This is a genomic window from Bacteroides sp. 41_26 (genome assembly GCF_949740115.1).
Classification (GTDB): domain Bacteria; phylum Bacteroidota; class Bacteroidia; order Bacteroidales; family Bacteroidaceae; genus Bacteroides; species Bacteroides nordii.
In genome coordinates this window covers 1-19,670 of the sequence record NZ_CATJGZ010000118.1, presented here as the reverse complement: position 1 = coordinate 19,670, position 19,670 = coordinate 1, and the positions used below count along the sequence as shown (strand labels likewise).

The 19,670-nt window shown below is 42.7% G+C and carries 14 protein-coding genes; 11 read left to right on the top strand and 3 right to left on the bottom strand.

All coding sequences use genetic code 11. The features are described 5' to 3' along the window. Nucleotides 1–33: 33 nt before the first annotated feature. Nucleotides 34–1,179, bottom strand: a complete 1,146-nt coding sequence (gene araJ, locus QX565_RS17580) for an MFS transporter AraJ (protein ID WP_221651413.1) — start codon at nt 1,177–1,179, stop codon at nt 34–36. A gap of 302 nt (nt 1,180–1,481) precedes the next feature. On the opposite strand from araJ, the gene QX565_RS17575 reads away from it, so the two are divergent. The 11 genes from QX565_RS17575 to QX565_RS17525 all read left to right on the top strand — a co-directional run bounded on the left by QX565_RS17575 (nt 1,482) and on the right by QX565_RS17525 (nt 15,632). Then, on the top strand, nt 1,482–2,147 hold the full coding sequence (locus tag QX565_RS17575; protein ID WP_256142695.1) for an ABC transporter ATP-binding protein: 666 nt from the start codon (nt 1,482–1,484) through the stop codon (nt 2,145–2,147). A gap of 77 nt (nt 2,148–2,224) precedes the next feature. Continuing rightward, nucleotides 2,225–2,833, top strand: a complete 609-nt coding sequence (locus QX565_RS17570) for a GIN domain-containing protein (protein ID WP_289293735.1) — start codon at nt 2,225–2,227, stop codon at nt 2,831–2,833. 55 nt (nt 2,834–2,888) lie between these two features. Next, on the top strand, nt 2,889–4,178 hold the full coding sequence (locus QX565_RS17565; protein ID WP_289293733.1) for an ABC transporter permease: 1,290 nt from the start codon (nt 2,889–2,891) through the stop codon (nt 4,176–4,178). 12 nt (nt 4,179–4,190) lie between these two features. After that, a complete protein-coding gene (locus QX565_RS17560) occupies nt 4,191–5,432 on the top strand; it encodes an ABC transporter permease (protein WP_221651425.1) in 1,242 nt (413 codons plus the stop codon). 136 nt (nt 5,433–5,568) lie between these two features. Then, on the top strand, nt 5,569–6,858 hold the full coding sequence (locus QX565_RS17555; protein ID WP_289293732.1) for an ABC transporter permease: 1,290 nt from the start codon (nt 5,569–5,571) through the stop codon (nt 6,856–6,858). 5 nt (nt 6,859–6,863) lie between these two features. Beyond that, nucleotides 6,864–8,114, top strand: a complete 1,251-nt coding sequence (locus QX565_RS17550; RefSeq protein ID WP_289293730.1) for an ABC transporter permease — start codon at nt 6,864–6,866, stop codon at nt 8,112–8,114. 85 nt (nt 8,115–8,199) lie between these two features. Continuing rightward, a complete protein-coding gene (locus tag QX565_RS17545) occupies nt 8,200–10,803 on the top strand; it encodes a sensor histidine kinase (RefSeq protein ID WP_289293729.1) in 2,604 nt (867 codons plus the stop codon). Nucleotides 10,804–10,941: 138 nt separating this feature from the next. Then, nucleotides 10,942–12,420 (top strand): TolC family protein, encoded by a 1,479-nt coding sequence (locus tag QX565_RS17540; protein WP_289293727.1) that lies wholly within the window; start codon nt 10,942–10,944, stop codon nt 12,418–12,420. A gap of 175 nt (nt 12,421–12,595) precedes the next feature. Further along, on the top strand, nt 12,596–12,793 hold the full coding sequence (locus QX565_RS17535) for a hypothetical protein (protein ID WP_289293725.1): 198 nt from the start codon (nt 12,596–12,598) through the stop codon (nt 12,791–12,793). Between the two features lie 73 nt (nt 12,794–12,866). Continuing rightward, complete coding sequence (locus tag QX565_RS17530; RefSeq protein WP_289293724.1) at nt 12,867–14,213, top strand: sigma-54-dependent transcriptional regulator; 1,347 nt, start codon at nt 12,867–12,869, stop codon at nt 14,211–14,213. Nucleotides 14,214–14,339: 126 nt separating this feature from the next. Continuing rightward, nucleotides 14,340–15,632 (top strand): sensor histidine kinase, encoded by a 1,293-nt coding sequence (locus tag QX565_RS17525; protein WP_289293723.1) that lies wholly within the window; start codon nt 14,340–14,342, stop codon nt 15,630–15,632. A 132-nt stretch (nt 15,633–15,764) separates the two neighbouring features. On the opposite strand, the gene aspD is transcribed toward QX565_RS17525, so the two are convergent. Together aspD and aspT are read right to left on the bottom strand one after the other, a co-directional pair. Further along, a complete protein-coding gene (gene aspD, locus QX565_RS17520; RefSeq protein WP_221651422.1) occupies nt 15,765–17,405 on the bottom strand; it encodes an aspartate 4-decarboxylase in 1,641 nt (546 codons plus the stop codon). 158 nt (nt 17,406–17,563) lie between these two features. Continuing rightward, nucleotides 17,564–19,258 (bottom strand): aspartate-alanine antiporter, encoded by a 1,695-nt coding sequence (gene aspT / locus QX565_RS17515; RefSeq protein WP_221651423.1) that lies wholly within the window; start codon nt 19,256–19,258, stop codon nt 17,564–17,566. Nucleotides 19,259–19,670: the final 412 nt, after the last annotated feature.

The window sequence follows — 19,670 nt, the reverse complement described above, 5'->3', positions numbered from 1 at the left end:
CCGGAATATTGATTCTCAGGTTGTGCAGGAGTGTTAAATATATTTCGGTTGATACTTTTTATAGAAGATGAAGAATAACGTGAAGCCGATAAGGGCGAACGGTACGCCGGCCAATGCCGGATAACGGTAGCCATTGCTTACAACCAGTCCCCCTGCATAAGCACCGATGGCATTACCGAGATTGAAGGCTATTTGTACGCTGGCTGCTCCCAGCATCTCTCCACCTTTGGCTACGCGGATTATCAATACCTGTTCCGGACTGGAAACTGCAAATAATCCCGCTGTGCAAAGGCACATCAGGATGACGGCCAGCCAATTGTACGGGGAGAAGAAGAAGATTAAAAGCAACATGATACAGATAAGCGCCTGTGCAGCCATTCCCACTTTTCCAGGTGTGTAGCGGTCGGAAAGACGCCCGCTAATCAGATTACCCATTACCATACCGAATCCGGCAAGGATCATTAATGGGGTGATACTTTCTGCGGAGAATCCGGAAACATTGGTCAGCATAGGATTGATGTAGCTATACCAGCAGAATACTCCACCGTTTCCTAAAGCCGTAGCACCAAGTATCAGCCAGGGGGCAGGAGTTTTGAGAAAACGGAATTGCCCTTTGAAACCGGTATCTTTCAGTCCTTCTACATTGGGCACCCAACGCCATATGTAATAAAGGATAACAACTCCCCATACACCTACTAAAAGAAAGGTGAAACGCCATGAGAGCATCGTACTCAGAGAAGTTCCCAAAGGAACGCCGAATAGGTTGGCAATGGTCATTCCGGCAATCATAATAGATACGGCTTCCGAACCTTTTCCTTTGTCGGCAACTTTCTCGGCTACGATGGAGCCTACTCCGAAATACGCCCCGTGTGGCAGTCCGGAGATGAAGCGGGCCAACAATAATACCCAATAATTAGGAGCCATTGCTGCACAAATATTGCCAAGCATAATTAGTGCAACGAGTACAAGCAGAATACGTTTCAAGGGATGTTTCCGGGCAAGAGTCAGGATAGGGGCACCCACGCAGACTCCCAATGCATAAGCAGAAATGAAATGTCCCGCCGCAGGAATACTGATATTTAAATCCTTTGCCACATCGGGCAGAATACCCATCATTACAAACTCGGCGATACCCAATCCTAAGGTACCGAACGCCAAAGCAATCAGACTCTTCTTCATACAAAACCTTACCTAATACCTTAATTTTCTTTTACCGGCTGCAAAGGTAAAACAAAAAATGTCAGGGTATAGTTCCGCCTGAACGTTTTTGATTTGGATCAATTTTATGACAGACACCCCGTCTGTTTTTATGTTCACTTTTGTATCTCCTGATAGTTCGTCTTTGGGCAAAGTGTTCATTTTCGGACAATAGAGTTTTTGTTTAATCATCAGGAAATAAGTGATTTACTTCTTTGGCACACGATTTGACTATATTTCACCGATAAAATGCGAAATAATTAATACCATTAAATACTTAAGTTATGATAACATTGACTTCTCTTTCCAAAATCTATCGTACGAATGAGATTGAAACGGTAGCCCTTGAAAACGTGAATCTGACCGTGGCCCGTGGTGAGTTTCTTAGCATTATGGGACCTTCCGGATGTGGAAAATCTACACTGCTGAACATTATGGGGTTACTTGATACGCCTTCTACCGGTACGATTGAAATTAACGGTACTCATACAGAAGGGATGAAGGATAAAGAGCTGGCGGCATTTCGTAACAAGACCCTTGGGTTTGTTTTTCAGTCTTTCCATTTGATAAACTCGTTGAATGTACTGGATAATGTGGAGCTTCCGTTGCTTTATCGCCGCGTCAACGGTAGCGAGCGTAAACGCTTGGCAAAGGAAGTGCTCGAGAAAGTGGGGCTGAGTCATCGTATGAACCATTTTCCTACGCAACTTTCCGGCGGTCAGTGTCAGCGGGTAGCTGTAGCCCGTGCTATAATCGGCAATCCAGAGATTATTCTTGCGGATGAGCCTACCGGTAACCTGGACTCAAAGATGGGAGCTGAAGTCATGGAACTTCTTCATCGTCTCAACAAAGAAGATGGACGCACTATTGTGATGGTTACTCATAATGAAGAACAGGCTAAACAGACTTCCCGTACGGTTCGCTTCTTTGACGGCAGACAAGTGCAATAGACATTATAATGATATTGAGACCTAACTAAATATTCTGCATTCTTACTTTTTATAACTTAAAGAAATCATATACGACAATGAAAACAAGTCTATCCATATTTACTATCGCACTCATGCTGGGGATTCTTTTTTCTCCTTTACGGGCACAGTCTAATAAAAAAGTGATCCGCAATGAAGCGGTTGCCGACTTCTCTTCCATCCGCCTGCAGGCAGTGGGCGATATCTTTTTTACCCAGTCGGATGATTACTCTCTACGCGTTGAAGGCCCCGAGGAGTATGTGAAGAAGGTTACTGTTACAGCAAAGGATGGTAAGCTCGTCCTCAGTTATAAGCAAAAAAATAACGATTCAAAGAAGTTAAAGTATTATATCTCTGCTCCGGACTTGTCTCGCGTTGACGTTGAGGGTGTTGGCTCTTTCCGCTGCGAGAAGAAACTAAAACTGAAGAATCTGGAGTTGAATATGACTGGTGTTGGTTCTATAAATATAGCCGATCTGGAATGCAAAACTCTTCGTGCCCGTCTTGAAGGAGTAGGAAAGGTGAATGTGCATGTAAACTGCGTTAACCTCATAGCCAATGCTGATGGTGTAGGGCATATGACTTTGTCCGGATATGCCAAAACTGCTAAAATTACGAAAGACGGTATTGGTGGGGTAAATACCCGGAATCTGGAAACAGGAGAGTAAAAGATAAGGAGATTTAGTAAATATTCTAATTTGTCTAATCGTAAATATCTTCAAGATGATTAAACTATATTTCAAACAAGCGTTGGCACAATTGCGCCAGCAACCTATTATAAGTCTGGTCAGTGTACTGGGTACGGCGCTTGCTATTTTCCTCATAATGCTGGTGGTGATGATTCAGCAGGTGAAGGTAGCTCCTTTTTCTCCGGAAAGCAACAGAGATCGTTTCCTGCACTTTGCTTTTATGAGTATCGGTAACAAGGAGTGGGGAGACGGTACCAGCAACGGGCCTATGAGCGAACAAACTGCAAAAGCTTGCTTTAAGTCACTTACCACCCCTGAGGCAGTTACTGTTTATTGTTGTGCGGCAATAACTACTCCCGCTTCTGTGCCGGGTAGTCCTGCCGTTAGTATTGACTTACGACAGACTGACAATACTTTCTGGCAGGTGTTCGATTTTGCATTTGTTGCCGGTAAGCCTTATGACCAGGCTACTTTTGATTCCGGCCGGCCTGTGGCTGTGTTGACAGAGAGTGTTTCCCGTGCTCTGTTTGGTACAACTGAATCCGTTGGATATGAATTTCTTTTAAATCATGCTCCCTATAAAGTAGTGGGGATAGTGAAAGATGTTTCTACTTTGGCAAGTTCTTCATACGGACAAGTGTGGATCCCTTATACTTCGACAGATTTGGCCAAAGATACATGGAGTGATAGTCATATGGGAATGATGAGTGTAACGATTCTGGCACAAAGCCGGGACGACTTTGAGCGCATTCGTGAAGAGGTTAAGAAAATGCAGCAGCAGTATAATCATTTGTTGGCCGAAAGTGGTTATGAGTTAATTTATCGCAATCGTCCGTACGATCAGGAGAAGCAGGCTATAGCTTTTGCTGCCAACTGGGAGCCTGATGTAAAGGCTGCCCGCCGACAGCGGATTACTATTTTCGTTATCCTGCTGTTGGTGCCTGCCATTAACCTGAGTAGTATGACTCAGAGCCGTTTGCGTCAGCGTGTTTCTGAGATTGGTGTACGTCGTGCTTTTGGAAGTACACGTACGGAGATGATGGGGCAGATTGTAATGGAGAACTTGATAGTAACCCTGTTTGCCGGTCTGGTAGGTTTACTTTTCAGTGTATTGTTTGCCTATCTGGGAAACAGTTTTCTGTTTCAGGACTATAGTGCTACGCTCAATCCACCCGAAGTAAATGCCTCTATCCTGCTACAACCTTCTACATTTATGTATGCATTGCTTTTCTGCTTTATACTTAACTTCCTGAGTACCGGCCTGCCGGCATGGAAAGCGTCGCGTACCAGTATTGTAAATGCTTTGGGAGGTAGAACTCATTAAACCGAATGAATGATGAATAAAAAACTATTTACACAGATAAAAAATGAGTGGCATTCCAATCTTTGGATAGCTACAGAGTTACTATTGGTAAGTGTGGTGATGTGGTATGTTGTGGATTATATCTATGTTCAGTATCGTGTGTACAACGAGCCGCATGGGTTCGACATCTCTCATTGCTATCTCGTAAGCATGGGCGGACTTACAGATAAAAGTCCTGACTTTATTCCGAATGACACATTGATTGCCGATGAAATAGAAGAGTTGGTGAACCGTATCGCCCGTCGTCCGGAGGTAGAAGCTGTAAGTTTGTCCCAGAATTCTTATCCTTATAATGGAAGCAATAGCGGCAGTGATATAAGGTATGATACACTTCAATCCTATGGATATGTAGTGCGTCGTCTGGTAACTCCGGATTTCCTGCGGGTATTCCGCTATGAGGGGACACGCGGAGAAACACCGGAGCAATTGGCAGAAATGCTGACTAAAGAGAACTTTCTGGCATCTGATAATCTGTATGAGAGAAAATATAATATTAAATTAACCTCATTGGTAGGTAAACAGTTTTATTTGTGGGGTGATACTACGAAAACTTACAATCTGGCTGCTTCTTTGAAACCGATACGCTACTCGGATCACGATCAGGCTTTGTTCTCCTACTGTATGCTTTATCAGTTATCGAGGAGTTGGTATGATACTCATTTAGAAGTATGTATACGTGTGAAGGAAAATCAGGATGTAGACTTTATCAATCGCCTTAAAGCTGACAGTGAGAAACAGTTACGTGTGGGAAATGTTTTCATTGCCGATATTCGCTCTTTTGCAGACATTCGCCGCAATTTTGAACAGAACTCTATGAATGAGTTGCGTAATTATGTTTTCGGCATGGTTTTTCTGCTACTGAATATCTTTCTGGGATTGTTGGGTACCTTCTGGTTCCGTACACAACAACGCCGGAGTGAGATTGCTCTGCACAAGGCATTGGGAGGAACAAACCGTACCATCTTTAATCGTTTGCTGACAGAAGGATTGCTGTTGCTTGTGATAGCTACTGTACCTGCCATTGTTATCGACTGGAATTTAGCACATGCCGAACTGAACTCATGGATGAATGGTACTACCCTTGAAACCGGGCGTTTCATAATTACCACAGTTCTTACATTTGTTCTCATTACCTTAATGATTGTGACAGGTATTGGTATTCCGGCACGTAAAGCGATGAAGATACAGCCGGCAGAGGCACTGAGGGAAGAATAAAGGGATTTACGATTAGACAATTTACGATTTACGATTGAAGTTACTGAATAAATTGATTAATCGTCTGATTCCCATATTTATAACTGAAAGTAATCCCAATTGTTTAATCGTAAATCGTCTAATCGTAAATTATTTCATGTTTAAACAACATTTCAAACAAGCCTTTCATTTGCTGCTGGAGAATAAGCTGCTCTCTGCAATCAGTATTGCCGGTACGGCACTTGCTATTTCAGTGGTGATGGTGATTATCATTTTGTTGTACGCTAAGACAACAAATTATGAACCGGAAACAAACCGTGATCGTACGTTGTATGTGAAATGGTCCAGTGTTTATGAAAAAGAGAATAAAGATGCACGTAATTATAGCCGGGTATCTCTCTATGATATACAACAACTATTTTATCCGCTGACAACTGCAGAAGCAGTAACAGCTATTTGTGAATATGGACGTATGTTGGCTGCTGTTCCGGGTGGAGGAGAGGAGATTAATTGTCAGTCACTTTATACCGATGCTGCCTTCTGGCGTGTATTTGAATTTGGTTTTCTTGCCGGAAAACCCTATGATGAGGCTGCTTTTAAGTCCGGATTGAAACAAGCCGTAATATGCGAAAGTGTAGCCCGCCGTTTGTTTGGTGGAGTAGAAGAAGCTGTGGGACGTCGTTTGGAACTAAACTTTGTAGAGTTCACCATTTGCGGGGTAGTACGCGATGTGAGCAAGTTTGCTGAGCAGAGCTACTCTGAAATATGGGTACCTTATACTACTAATAGTGATATTAGCCGTATTGATCTTTCGGGATGGACAAAAGGGCATACAGGCGGTTTTCAGTGTTTTATTCTGGCACATTCCTCTGCCGATTTTCCTGAGATACTCAAGGAAGTAGACGTGAACCTGGCTAAGCTGAACAGCAATGATCAGGAAATGCAACTGGATTTATTGGGACAACCTGATACTTTTTTCGTTCAGATGCTTCATAAGTATGCAAATGGTGGTGTTCCGGGGCAGGAGGTCATAATCCGCTATATTATTATTGTGATTGTCATTCTGCTTGTTCCCGCCATTAATTTGTCAGGACTGACACAGAGCCGGATGCGTAAACGTCTTTCGGAGATTGGAGTACGTAAAGCTTTCGGGGCTACCCGTTCGGGATTGCTCTGGCAAGTTCTTACCGAGAATTTGCTACTTACGCTGATCGGAGGATTAGTAGGATTGTTGTTCTCTTATTTTGCTCTTTGGCTACTGGCAGACTGGTTGTTGGCATCTGAGTTGTCGGATGGTGGAACGGCAACAATGAATGCTTCCATGATAAGTCCGTGGATATTCTTTGTGGCACTTCTTTTCTGTCTGGTTCTCAACTTACTTTCTGCAGGGATTCCGGCAGAGCGTGTGGCTCGTACAACCATTGTCAATGCATTAAATGAAAGGTAATCAATATGTTCAAGCACATCTTTACAATAATATGGAACAACCGGCGGCATAATGGATGGTTGATAGCCGGGTTGTTTGTTATTTCCACTTGCATGTGGTATGCGGTAGATTACGTTTATGTTATTACCGTTAATCAAACCCGTCCTTTGGGATTCAACTGGCACAATGTATATGCTCTCAATATTGGTGTACTTACTCCTGAAAGTGCAAAATTTCTTCCGGACAGTCTTCATACAAAGAATGCTACAGATGATTTCTATGCATTCATAGACCGCTTGGAACATCATCCGGCGGTGGAATCTGTTTGCTATACAAACATGCATAAACACTATGTCTGGATGAACCAAACAGCTTCACTTGTGCATGATACAATTACCTGTAATAGTTACATGCGTGGCGTTAGTTCGGATTATTTCCGGGTATTTGGAGTGAAAGGAGCAGATGGGAGTTCTCCGGAGCAACTGTCGGGTAAGGCAAATTTTACGGATATTATTATAACGGATAATCTGGCCCGGAGACTTTTTCCGGATCGTCCTGCTGTGGGCGAATGGGTAAAGAATAACTTAAACGGAGACAGTGTACGTATAGCGGCTGTATGTGAAAGCCAAAAGTACAATGAGTTTACCGCTCATCAGTCGGCTACTTATATTCCGTTGATTTACACAAAAAAATATCCTTTCTATTATCTGGATGCTCCTTATTTAGGTGTTTACATCCGGGTACGTCCTGATTCCGACGGAGAAGATTTTATTCGTAAGTTTCGTAAAGAGATGCGTGAACAATTGATGATAGGAAATTTCTATCTTGGAGATATGCGCCCGATGAGTGATTATAGAAATATACAATTGAAAGAGCCTCGCAATGATTTGTATACCTATTTTTCAGTGGCTGTATTCTTCTTAATGAATGCTTTTCTTGCTGTGTTGGGTACTTTTTGGTTCCGTACCCAACAACGTCATTCGGAGCTTGGATTACGTGTTGCATTAGGTGCCACCAGGGTGAGTCTGCGTAAACTTCTTCTGGGTGAAGGACTGATTTTGTTGACTCTGGCATTTATTCCGGCAATAATAGTGGGAGCTAATTTGGGCTTTGCGGAAGTTGTTTCCAACTATCCTGTAGAGTTTACGTTACTTCGCTTTCTGGCAGGTACATTTGTTACCTATATCTTGTTGGCTATTACCGTATTTATTGCTGTCTGGCTCCCTGCCCGGCAAGCAATGGGTATTCAACCGGCAGAAGCTTTGCATGAAGAGTGAAAATTAAATTATATATCTGCGTTGCTTTCAAGATAATAGCGTATATTTGTGCGCACAATCGTGAAACAACGCAGTATTTAATTCTATGACTCAACGATTTTATAACACACTTTTGTTCCTGTTATTTACAGTATTTCTACCGATAACTGCTGCTGAACAGATTTATAATGTCCTTTTTATACAGTCTTATACTAATCAGACTCCCTGGCATAGTGAACTGACCCGTGGACTTCGTGATGGCTTTGGTGAAGAGAAACTGAAGATTAATATTATCACCGAATATCTGGATGCCGATTACTGGGCATATAGTTCAGAAAAAGTTATTATGAGCCGTATTTGCGAACGGGCAAGAGGACGTGGTGTAGACTTAATTGTGACGTCTGGTGATGAGGCTTTTCATACATTGTTTGCTTGTGGTGATTCTTTGCCACGTCAGATTCCGGTTGTTTTTTACGGTATCAAATATCCGGATGAAGCTCTTATGGCTACTTTACCTAATATTTGCGGTTTCACTTCCAATCCCGATTTTTTTCTTTTACTGGAACAGGCCAATAAGGTATTTCCCGAACGTAAAGAGGTTGTTTGTGTGAATGATAACAGCTTTTTAAGTTTGAAAGGGAAAGAAGATTTTATGAATGAGTGGGGACAGTTTGTAAAGCGTCATCCTGATTATAAATTGCAGACTTACAATGTACAAACCGGAACTACAAATAGTATTATCTCTTCTGTATGTTACCCGCGTAATAGCCACGGGCGTATTGTGGTAGTACCTAAATGGTCTCCTTTTATGGCATTTATCGGCAAGAACTCTAAAGCGCCTTTTTTTTCCTGCCAGAGCCTGGCGTTGACTAACGGAGTTTTTTGTGCTTATGATGCTGATCCGTATGCTTCTTCGCGGATGGTAGGTGTGAGGGCAGCTAAAGTGCTGAAAGGAACTTCTCCGACAGATTTAGGGATTACTGAAAGTCCGATTGATTTTTACTATGATTATAAGCAGCTCGATTTTTTTCATGTGGCAAAAGATCGGGTGAAACCCGGGATTATACTTAATGAGCCTCATTGGGAGAAGTATAAATTCTTTTTCATTTTGCTTTATGCTTCCATACTTGGGCTATTGGTATTTATTGTTGTTTGGCTGATACGTGCTAATCGACGGGAGGCACGCCGGAGAATGCATGCACAAACCCGTCTTTTGGTACAAAACCGTTTGGTGGCCCAGCGTGATGAGTTTGATAATATTTTCCATTCTATTCGCGAGGGAGTAATAACGTATGATACTGATTTTCGTATTCATTTCACTAATCTCTCTTTGCTACGTATGTTGCATCTTCCGGTCGATGTTACTGTCCGGCCTTACGAGGGATTGCCTGCCGGTTCTATCTTCAAAATATATTCTAAGGGTAAAGATGTATTGCATGACATGCTGAAAGAGGTAATTAAAGAAGGCAAAAGCTGCATAATTCCTTCCAACTCTTTTATGCAGGAAGTACATAGTGGCAATTACTTTCCGATTTCCGGAGAGATGGTTCCTATTCATTCACGTGGAGAGATTACCGGCGTTGCCCTTTCCTGCCACAATGTATCTGATGAAGAGATGCGGAAACGCTTTTTTGACCTGGCAATAGAGGATAGTTCTATCTATCCGTGGCAATTTAATATTCGTACTAACATTTTTACTTTTCCGTTAGGATTCCTCCGGCAATTTGGTTTTGATGAATCGGCAACTACTATTACGCGTGAGAATATGGAAAAGATGGTGCATCCGGAAGAGTTGGAACACATACGTTCTCTATTTGATGCTGCCCTTACAGGAGTACATCAGAATACCCGGATGAGTTTCCGTCAGCGTAATGCAGATGGGCATTACGAGTGGTGGGAATATCGTACTTCCGTGCTTAGTGGACTGACATCAGATGAGCCTTATAGTATTCTTGGTGTTTGTCAGAGTATTCAACGTTATAAAAGTACAGAGGAAGAGTTGACCATAGCCCGCGATAAGGCATTGCAGGCTGATAAGTTAAAGTCTGCCTTCCTAGCCAATATGAGTCACGAAATTCGTACGCCTTTGAATGCTATTGTCGGTTTCTCCGACTTGTTGAGTGATACAAGTGCTTTCACAGAAGAAGAGGTTTCCCAGTTTATTACTACAATTAATAAGAACTGTAGTCTGTTGTTGGCATTAATTAATGATATTCTTGACTTGTCTCGTATTGAGTCGGGGACGATGGACTTCCAGTTTGCCCGTCATAGTCTTCCTTTGCTGTTGAAGAACGTACATGACTCCCAGCAGTTGAACATGCCATCGGGGGTAGAACTTAAACTTGATATCCCGACAGGTAGTAAGAAGTATATGGTGACAGATAATGTACGCTTGCAGCAGGTAGTGAATAATCTTATAAACAATGCTGCTAAGTTCACAACAAGTGGATCTATTACAGTGGGATATACTGAAGATGAACTCGGCTATACCTCTTTATTTGTGGAAGACACCGGTAAGGGAATTTCTCAGGATGGATTGGATCATATTTTCGAACGTTTCTATAAAGTGGATAATTTCACGCAGGGAGCCGGATTAGGGCTTAGTATTTGTCAGACAATCGTGATGCGGCTTAATGGAACGATCCGTGTTACGTCTGAAGTAGGAAAGGGAACACGTTTTACTGTACGCATCCCGGATGTTTGTGAGTAAACGATGTTAAAGACGTTCATTTGTGTACAAAGTGTTCGTTTTCGGACACTTACCGAATGTATTAATTATCGGAGAATTAGTTACTTATCTTTTTGGCACGCCGTTTGGACTTCTTAAATTGTAGAAAATAATACTTTTATGAAAAAGAAGAATATACTGCTTGTTTTAGCGACTTTTGCCTTTTCGCAAATACTTACGGCACAGAATGAACGGGAAATAACTCTTAATGAGGCTATTGCCTTGGCACGTACTCAATCCGTAGATGCGGCGGTGGCCTTGAATGAACTGAAAACAGCTTATTGGGAATATCGTACTTTTCGTGCTGATCTTCTACCCGAAGTGAATCTAACAGGGACATTGCCAAACTATAAAAAATCGTACAGCTCTTATCAAAATTCGGATGGTACTTACGGGTTTGTCCGTAACAACTACCTGGAACTATCCGGAGACTTGTCTATTGATCAGAATATATGGCTGACAGGTGGTAAACTTTCTCTCTCAACTTCATTGGATTATATCAGGCAGTTCGGAGGAAACGGGAAAGAACAGTTCATGTCCGTACCGATCAACCTGGAACTGACCCAACCTGTTTTTGGCGTGAATAAGCTGAAGTGGGACCGTCGTATAGAACCCGTACGCTATGAAGAGGCAAAGGCTGCTTTTATCTCTGCCACGGAAGATGTGACGCGTAAAACCATTACTTACTTTTTTCAGTTGCTGTTGGCAAAGGAAACGTTGGCTACTGCCCGGCAGAATGAGCTGAATGCCGAACATTTATATAAGGTAGCCGGAGCTAAGCGTGAGATGGGGCAGATATCAGAAAATGAGTTGTTACAACTGAAACTTTCTGCTCTGAATGCCAAGGCTGCTACTACAGAAGCAGTGAGTAATCTGAATGCCAATATGTTCCAGCTTCGCGCTTTTCTGGGAATGGATGAGGATGAAAAGCTGGAACCAGTGGTTCCAGAATCGGCACCGGACATACGAATGGAATATAACGAAGTGCTTAGCAAAGCTTTGGAACGTAACTCTTTTGCACAGAATATTCGTCGTCGGCAGCTTGAATCGGACTATGCGGTAGCTACCGCACGTGGCGATCTGCGTAGTGTAGACCTTTTTGCCAGTGTAGGCTATACAGGGCTTGACAAAGAGTTTGCCTCTGCCTACAATCATCTGCTCGATAACCAGATAGTGAAAGTGGGTGTCAAGATTCCTATTCTGGATTGGGGAAAGCGTCGTGGTAAGGTACGTGTGGCAAAGAGTAATCGTGAAGTGGTACTTTCCAAAATTCGTCAGGAACAGATGAACTTTAATCAGGATATCTTCTTGCTTGTGGAGCATTTCAATAATCAGGCACAACAGCTAAGCATAGCCAAAGAGGCCGATATTATTGCTCAGCAGCGTTATAAAACCAGTATTGAGACTTTTCTGATAGGTAAGATCAATATACTCGACTTGAATGATGCGCAGAATTCAAAGGATCAGGCACGGCAGAAACATATATCAGAACTGTATAATTATTGGTCTTATTTCTATCAGATTCGTAGCCTTACCCTTTGGGATTTCGAGAGAGATACGGAACTGGAAGTAGACTTTGAGGAAGTGATTAATGATTAATCGTGCGAATCAATAGTCGAAACTCCATTCTAAACTTAATCAGTTTCTATCTGAATAACGTCTGTCGTTACCATCTATCTCTTTCTCCGGTATTGATAAAGCTCCCTCTCGTAGAGTAATGTATGGTGCCTCGGTGCGTAACGTTATTTTAGATGTACATGTAAAACAGTACGACATGTACATGTGGAGCAGTACGACATGTGCATCTCATACAGCTTTACATGTACATGTAAAACAAGACTCTGCACCGGGAAAAGGGGCATTCCTTTCTGAGATAGACAAAGCACAATACCGGGCAAGGGCAGTAATATTGCCAGGGACACTTCCGGTACTCAAAGATACGTCCGGCAAACTTCATTATTTTCAGGTTTGAACTAAATATCCAACGACTGATTCGTACTAATCATTATTTATTCTTATTTTTGCGATCATAAAAACACACGCTTATGATATTGATCATTGACGACGACAGTGCTGTCCGTTCTTCTCTCAGTTTTATGTTAAAACGTGCCGGCTATCAGGTGCAAACAGTTCCCGGACCTCGTGAGGCTATGGAGGTAGTACGCTCTGAAGCTCCTGCCCTTATCCTGATGGATATGAATTTTACGCTTTCCACAACAGGCGAAGAGGGGTTGACTTTGCTCAGACAAGTGAAAATATTCCGTCCTGATGTTCCGGTTATTCTGATGACCGCATGGGGAAGTATTCAATTGGCAGTGCAGGGAATGCAGGCAGGAGCTTTTGATTTTATAACAAAGCCCTGGAATAATGCTGCCTTGTTGCAACGCATTGAAACAGCTTTGGAACTGACTGCTACACCTGCAGAAGTACCACAAGAACAGAGTGATGCTTTGAAACGCGACCATATCATCGGTAAGAGTCAGGAGTTAACAGATGTTTTGAATACTATTGCCCGTATTGCCCGTACCAATGCTTCTGTTCTGATTACCGGAGAAAGTGGAACGGGGAAAGAATTAATAGCCGAAGCTATTCATATAAATAGCCAACGTGCCAAACAGCCATTTATCAAGGTAAATTTGGGTGGAATTTCTCAAAGCTTGTTTGAAAGTGAGATGTTTGGGCATAAGAAAGGCGCATTTACTGATGCCAGTGCTGATCGTATCGGGCGTTTTGAAATGGCAAACAAAGGTACTATATTTTTGGATGAAATAGGAGATCTGGACCCTTCTTGCCAGGTGAAGTTGCTTCGTGTCCTGCAAGACCAGACGTTTGAAGTTTTGGGTGACAGCCGTCCCCGTAAGACTGATATCCGGGTGGTATCTGCCACCAATGCCGATTTGCGTAAGATGGTAAGTGAACATACTTTCCGTGAAGATTTATTCTATCGTATCAATCTTATAACAGTTAAACTTCCGGCTTTGCGTGAAAGGAGGGGAGATATTCCGTTACTTGCCCGTCATTTTGCCGATCGCCAGGCCGAAGTTAATAATTTGCCCCGTACTGAATTTTCTGCTGATGCACTTCAGTTTCTCAGCCGTTTGCCCTTTCCGGGGAACATCCGTGAACTAAAAAATCTGGTGGAACGAACCATACTGGTCAGTGGAAAAGCTATTCTTGATGCTTCGGATTTTGATGCACAATATCTTCGTCAGGATGATCCGAAGGCAACGGGTGCTTCGCTTTCCGGAATGACACTGGATGAAATAGAACGTCAGACTATTTTGCAGACTCTGGAACGTTGTAAAGGGAACCTCAGTCAGGTAGCTACCGCCTTAGGTATTAGCCGGGCTGCCCTCTACCGGAGGTTGGAAAAATATGGAATCAATTATTAGTAATGAGTAATTAGTGATGAGTGGTTAGTGATAAGTGATTAGTGCCATGCGGATTATAGCGCAGCCCACTAACCACTCATCACTCATCACTAATCACTCATCGTTAATCACTAATCACTATTTATCGTGCGTCTAAAAGGATATTTTTTTATACTGGCTTTGTTTCTGGCTGCTCTTGGTGGAGTGATACTCTACTTTGGTGGATGGGTGTATAAGCCTTTGTTATATATTTCGGAAGTTCTGATCGTTTTTCTGTTGGTATATTTGATTTTATTTTATCGCAAGATTATAAAACCGTTGGATACGATTGGTAGTGGTATGGAGCTATTACGCGAACAGGATTTCAGCAGTCGTTTGACTCTTGTTGGGCAGTATGAGGCCGATCGCGTGGTCAATGTTTTCAATAGAATGATGGAGCAGTTGAAGAATGAGCGTCTCCGGCTTCGGGAACAGAATCATTTCCTCGATCTGATGATTAATGCTTCTCCAATGGGAGTGATTATTACTACCCTTGATGATGAAATATCTCAATTAAATCCGATGGCTATTAAAATGCTGGGTGTTCGTCCCGAAGAGGTTCAGGGGAAAAAACTGATTGCTATTGATTCTCCGTTGGCTGCGGAATTGGGGCGTGTTGCTAAGGGAGAGACAGTAACTGTCCGTTTGAATGATTCGAATATTTATAAATGTACGCACTCTTCATTCATCGACCGGGGATTCCAGCATCCTTTCTTCCTGATAGAAAGCCTGACGGATGAAGTGATGAAAGCTGAGAAAAAGGCGTATGAGAAAGTGATTCGTATGATTGCGCATGAAGTGAATAATACAACAGCAGGTATAACTTCTACGTTGGATACCGTAGAACAGGCACTTTCCGAGTCGGAAGGGATGGAAGATATCTGTGAGGTGATGCGTGTATGTACAGACCGTTGTTTCTCTATGAGCCGCTTTATTACCCGTTTTGCAGATGTGGTAAAAATACCTGAACCTCACTTGGTTCCGGTTAATCTCAATGATCTTGTATTCTCCTGTAAACGTTTTATGGAAGGTATGTGTGCCGACCGTAATATTACCATAACACTGGATATTGATGAGGAATTGGGAGAAGTGAAACTTGACGTTGCTTTATTCGAACAGGTACTGGTGAATATCATAAAGAATGCGGCTGAGAGTATTGAGCAGAATGGAGAAATCAAGATACGTACTTATTCCCCGGGCGGGATTGAGGTGGCAGATAATGGTAAAGGTATAACAAAAGAGACTGAAGCTAAACTCTTCAGTCCCTTCTTTTCTACCAAGCCGAACGGGCAGGGAATCGGCCTGATATTTATCCGTGAAGTCCTGATGCGTCACGGATGTTCGTTCTCACTCCGTACGTATGCGGACGGGTGGACGAGATTTAGAATGTTATTTAATTGACAGTTGACAATTGACAATTGACAGTTAGCTGCGCTGTAATACTGTATAGTAACTGTCAATTGTCAACTATCCACTGTCAACTGTCCACTGTCAATTGTCCACTGTCAATTGTCCACTGTCCACTGTCAATTGTCAATTGTCCACTGTCCACTGCTTATAGTATTCATCCAGTATTCTCTTAATACCTTTTCCGATTGTTACATAATCGGTTTCGTTAAGATTGGCAAGAGAAACGCGGACACTCCATTTCGGACCGGCAAACCCGCCGCCATTCAGTAAAACGAGTGAGGTTTCGTTAGCCAGGCGGAATACTATATCCAACGGGTTGTAGGTCTTTTTCAGATAGTCTACAAACTCGTCTCCGTAAAATTTATGTGCCCATACGAGCATATCTATTTCTGAATAATATCCGGCACGTAAAGGATCTTCTACCAATGAGAAACCGGTATTGTCCCACAATGCATTCAGGCGGCGGCGAATGATATTCTGCATTTTTGTTTTATAATAATCACCTTTATCGAGCAGAGAAAAGGCGGAAAACAAACTCATCTGCATCTGTTGCGGCAATGAGAGTCCGGCGGTATGGTTCAATGCTACCTGACGGCTGTCTGCTACCATACGGTCGATAAACTTCATCTTCTCCGGATGAAGATCAAGGCTGGAATAACGTTTATTTAATATCGCTTTCTGCTCTTCCGGGAGGCGGGCTATCATTTTATCATAGATATTATCCTCATGCAGGGCTATGACAGCAAGTCGCCATCCGGTTGCTCCAAAGTATTTTGAGAAGGAGTATACACATAGGGTATTGTGTGGCAACTCCGCCATAAGTGAACGGAAATGAGGGATGAACGTTCCGTATACATCATCGGTGATGATCATTAGATTCGGATTGTCATTCTTTACTATATTGACAATACGTGCAGCTGTCTCCGGACTCAGTGAGTAGCTGGGGGGATTGCTCGGATTGGTAATAAAGAGTGCTTTTATTTTCGGATCTTTCAGTTTGTCAATGTCTTCATCTTTATATTGCCAGGTATGCAATCCGTCTTCCGTCATCTTATCGGCTGAGATTTCGGTGACATTGAATTGGTATCGGCGTAGTTCCGGGATTTCTAAATAAGGTGTGAATACCGGAACCAGGAGGGCAATGTTATCTCCCTGATTCAGCAAAAAGTTCTCTTGCAGAGAGTCAAAAAGGTAACACATACCCGCTGTTCCGCCTTCGGTAGCAAAAAGATCAAAAGTTCCTTTCGGAGGGCGACGGTCACATAATTCCTGTGCCAGGTAATCTTGTACAAGGAGTTCGGTGAAATGTAGGATACGGTCGGGGACAGGGTATTGATCACCGATGACGGCTTCTGCCCATTCGTGAACAAGTGTATCCGGGTCTGCGGCATGCTCCATGAGGAGATAGTTATAACTGTCTTTTAATAATCTGGAGCCCGGTTCTTTGATATTGTCTTTCAGAAAGGCTTCAAAACGTGCGGCAATTCCTTCTTTTTGGGGGATGCCGGCTATTCCTTCGGGAAGAGAGGAAACACGGGTACATTCACTGAGCCCGAATTTTCCTAATAGGAAGAATGCTTCGCGAGGTTCTGTAGCAATCCAGTTCGGGTTACCACGTCCGGCGTTTAGCATTGTGTGGGCCATTCTCTTTACGCTTTCGTCCGCCATGTCGATCAGGCGGTTTTTTAATTCAAAGGGACTGATGCCCTCCATCTTTTTTGCAAAACTTTTGGTTATGGCTGTGCCATTTGATTTCTTTTCCATAATTAAATAATTTAGATAATATGCCAATGAATAATGTGCCAATTAATAATGTGCTAATGTGCTAATATGCCAATGTGCCAATTACCATGCGGGCGATAGCGCAGCCAATTGGCACATTAGCACATTGGCATATTGGCACATTATTAATTAGCACATTATTACATCATTAATACAATAAATACCCCCCAAATAATAAGTAGTGTATTACCTACAGCATAGGTTACAGTATATCCCAGTGCGGGTGTTTCACTTTCAACCGCATCTTGTACAGCTCCCAGTGCTGCAGTGGTAGTTCTTGCTCCGGCGGTACATCCTAATGTTAATGCGGGATGGAATTTAAACAGATATCTTCCCATCAATAATCCACTGATAAGTGGAATAGCCGTAGCCAGTGCACCGACGATAAACAGGCTGGCACCTACTTCTTTGAATCCGGTGACAAAACTTGGTCCGGCAGCGATACCCACAACGGCAATAAACATATTCAGACCTACATTATTCAATACCCATAGAGAGGGCTCGGGTATGCCTCCGAAAGTAGGGTGCTTGCTGCGAAGCCATCCGAAGAATAATCCTGCAATAAGTGCCCCTCCACTGGTAGAGAGACTTATTGGGATACCTCCCAAATGGATGGTTAATGCACCTACTAAACCTCCGACGAGAATGCCCAGACCAACGAATATCATATCCGTTTGATTGGTTGGACGATCTACGTATCCCATTTGTTTGGCAGCAAGTTCTACTTCACGTTTCATTCCGGTGAGTTCGAGCATGTCACCTGCATCTACTACGGTCTGTGCCAGTACGGGGACGTTGATGCCTGCACGTTTGATACTGCGAATACTCACTCCGTGCATACATTTCTGTGCCCGGATGGTACTTATTGTTTCTCCGGCAAATGTTTTTCGTGTGATCATTACCGGTAGTGTCTCGGCTGGAAAGTCGAGTAGTTGCGCGTCTATTACTTCAGGGCCTATCCAGTCTTCTTCACCTATCACGAATTCTCGGCGACCGCTGAGTACTACTTCGTCCTTTTCTTTCAGAATGAGATTTGGAGTAACTTCTTTTATAATACCCTCCTGGCGAACACGTTCTACGAAGAGCCGTTTTCCTTGTTCGTACAAGTAGCTTTCAAGGTCAGTTACACGTTTTCCTTTTCCGAACCATTCATTGGTTATCTGATAGGCGCGGAATGCGACGGGACGCAAAGCAGGAGCGAAGCCCGGTTCGTCAGCTTCCGAACTTCCCATTTTAGATTCCAGTTCTTTACAGTCAGCTTTTACCTTTTCCAATCCGCCAAGAAATTTCGGTCCAAGTGAAGCCAGAATCCAGGCAGAGCCAGCGGTACCGAAAATGTAAGTTACGGCATAGGCTACAGGAATAGCATTAATGAAAGTTGCTTTTTGTGCATCGCTGATGCTCAGCCCGTTGATAGTATCTTCAGCTACACCGATAACAGCAGAGATAGTTTGTGAACCGGCGAGTAATCCGGCAGCTTCACCTACGTGATAACCCATTATTTTGGCGAGTGCCCAGGCAGATACAAGGCTGACAATACACATTAATACGGCAAATCCCACTTGCGGTAGACCGTCTTTCTTCAATCCGCGAAAAAATTGTGGTCCTACTTTATAGCCTACAGCAAAAAGAAAGAGCAGAAAGAACACAGCTTTCATCGGACCGTCTACCGTGATGTTCAATTGTCCAACCAGCACACCCACCAGCAGTACACTTGTCACTGTTCCAAGGGAGAATTTGCCTATTTTTAGCCGACCTATCCAGAAGCCCGCGAAAAGTGTCAGGAAGATAGCTAGTTCGGGGTGCTCTCTTAGTTGATTTATAATCCATTCCATAATTAAGTTGTTTAGGTTTATATCTCTATTTTGTTCGTTTATTGTTTAATACAACAGCATTCAATGGAAAGTGTTTTGTTAAAAACCTATTTTGGCATGTTAAACTTTCTGTCATCATTTTCAATTTAACAAGAGTATATGTTGTTGTATCATCTGAAATTATTTCTCTTTCGCTTGTTGTAAATGTAATTATTTTGGATTAGCAGTCCTTACTTGGTAATAAGAAAATACGATATATTTTTTTATAAAAAAAGTAACAAATTTGACGTTTTCTAATCTGTTAATTGTCAGCGTGTTACAGATGAGTGTTTTTGCTCGTATACTCTATTAAAACCAAATGTTTCCGCAGAATATTGCTTTAATAAATGTTAACTACGAAAGATATGTCCTTTCTTCACTATGTTTTCTTTTT